Raw genomic sequence first — 1,922 nt, forward strand, 5'->3', positions numbered from 1 at the left:
TGGTTTGCTATCTGGATGTAACAGGGGCTAGTGCCGATTGGCGTAGCGATGAAACGGCGAACCTTACCTCCTTTTTTTTATGACATCACGACTACGACATGATGGACATTTAATATGAGGATTGTGTGCTACGTGAAAGATGGTCGCGTCACCATCAAACTCTGTAGAGCAATAATGGAAAGGGCCGCGTATTCCAAAGCGATGGTAAAGAAGTGAAGTTGACATTAACTGGCTATTTTTGGCGATATGGTATCAGAAAAGCCATTCAGGTATCGATTTTCCGGATGAACCCGAAAACGTGTTTTCAAAATTTACTGGTTTTTAAAGCAAATGAACGGCCACAAAGTTTGAGTCATTTCGGGTTTTAAAACTCAGGTGGTTTGTCGTTTTTCCAAACTGGGTTAGTCTCGGGTTTGGTAAATCTAAGGTGCTGAAATTTAAGCTAACAAACTGCTTAAGTGGGATTCGCAATGCGTGGCATTTTTAGCATGCGGTGAGTTCTGTGATTAAGTTGGTGTGCGGTCGCTTTTGCAGTGCATTGCTCACCCCTTAGCATGGCGTTAGCACTAACCATAAATATTAAGTTTCGAGGTATAAACATGATTTTCCAAAGTAAGTCTGGCGAAATTGAGCATGGCACTCATCTTTGCCAAGAATTGAAAGCTTTCCTCATAGAGCATGAAGAATCTTTTGGCTCATCTCTTGTACCTGATTTGTCACATATTAACTCTCGTGCAGAAAACCACACTGGAATTGATATCTTCGATGTTACTTTTCTCGGTGGTAATGAATACCAGCTTGATTACCAGTATCAGTGGTCAGTTTACAATGGTTGTGCTGACATGGATCTTGAGGGAGAAGAAGAATCTTCAGTTACTTTCACCCTTGAGGATGATGGCGAAGTAGAGTTCGATATTCTAGAAGTCGAAGAACGCAGCACAATCGAAGAATTTTAGTGCTAACAAAGCATTTAAGAGGGATTCACAACGCTTGGCAATTTTGGTTTGAATCGACTTAAGTGTTTACGGCACAATGCTTTAGGTGGGGTGGTAGCGTTGTTCACCCCTTAATGCGGCGTTAGCCGTCATCAATAAACAAAGTTTGCCTAATGAGTAAAAAGGGTGTAGTTTTTACTCATGATTAAATTTGAATTTGATGAAAACAAAAGCAGAAGTAATCTCGAAAAGCACGGTATTGATTTTCATACAGCTCAAGGGTTGTGGAATGATTCAGATCTTATCGAGATCCCTGCTAACACGAGTGATGAGCCCAGATATTTGGTTGTCGGCTTACTAAACGGTAAGCATTGGTCAGGAGTAATTACCTACCGAGGCACGAATATCAGGATTATCTCGGTTCGGCGTTCACGGAAAGCGGAGGTAAGCCTTTATGAAAGCGCATGAATTTGATGCCAAGTTTGAAAGTGACGACGATGATATCGTAATGGACTTGGATCTATCGCAAGCAAAAAGACCGATGCATAAGCAAAAACGAGTCAATGTAGATTTTCCAGCCTGGATGCTTGAGTCCTTGGACAGAGAAGCGAGTCGTATTGGTGTAACACGTCAATCAATCATTAAAATTTGGCTGGCAGAAAGGTTAGAGAGCGTGTCTCATCATTCAAGTGTGAGATAAACGGCTAACAAAGCATTTAAGAGGGACTCACAACGCGTGGCATTTTTGCCGTGCGTTTGTTTTTGTGATGAATGTGCTATGCATTAAGTGCTTTTGTGCGTTGTTCGCCCCTTAATGCGGCGTTATGCTTAATCACCAAAAGTCAGTGGTTTATGATTGTTCTTTGTTCCCTTGGCTCTTTAGTTTGGTGTTTCTCGGCAAGTTGGCTTCAGTGGGCGCGGTTTTCTGGACAATTATTCTTTGGCGCTGGAAATTCAGCGAATTGCCTCAATCAATTTTCGGGCAAG

General features: G+C 42.0%; 3 protein-coding genes. All 3 read left to right on the top strand.

The features are described 5' to 3' along the window. The first annotated feature begins 599 nt into the window (after positions 1-599). The 3 genes from UF06_RS11270 (at position 600) to UF06_RS11280 (ending at position 1,635) form a co-directional block, all read left to right on the top strand. A complete protein-coding gene (locus tag UF06_RS11270) occupies positions 600-956 on the top strand; it encodes a hypothetical protein (protein ID WP_045570554.1) in 357 nt (118 codons plus the stop codon). A gap of 180 nt (positions 957-1,136) precedes the next feature. Next, positions 1,137-1,403: a BrnT family toxin gene (locus UF06_RS11275; RefSeq protein ID WP_000589156.1), complete on the top strand. Its 267-nt coding sequence runs from the start codon at positions 1,137-1,139 to the stop codon at positions 1,401-1,403. Continuing rightward, positions 1,390-1,635 carry a hypothetical protein gene (locus UF06_RS11280; RefSeq protein WP_000643598.1) on the top strand — a complete coding sequence of 82 codons (246 nt, stop codon included), beginning with the start codon at positions 1,390-1,392 and terminating at the stop codon, positions 1,633-1,635. Before UF06_RS11275 ends, UF06_RS11280 begins: the two co-directional genes overlap by 14 nt. Positions 1,636-1,922: the final 287 nt, after the last annotated feature.

The organism is Vibrio sp. S234-5, from assembly GCF_000960595.1.
In the GTDB taxonomy this organism is placed as follows: domain Bacteria; phylum Pseudomonadota; class Gammaproteobacteria; order Enterobacterales; family Vibrionaceae; genus Vibrio.

What these genes read in the sequence shown, in the direction of transcription:
- UF06_RS11270 (WP_045570554.1), top strand. Translation starts at nt 600, where the DNA reads ATGATTTTCCAAAGTAAGTCTGGCGAAATTGAGCATGGCACTCATCTT.
- UF06_RS11275 (WP_000589156.1), top strand. Translation starts at nt 1,137, where the DNA reads ATGATTAAATTTGAATTTGATGAAAACAAAAGCAGAAGTAATCTCGAA.
- UF06_RS11280 (WP_000643598.1), top strand. Translation starts at nt 1,390, where the DNA reads ATGAAAGCGCATGAATTTGATGCCAAGTTTGAAAGTGACGACGATGAT.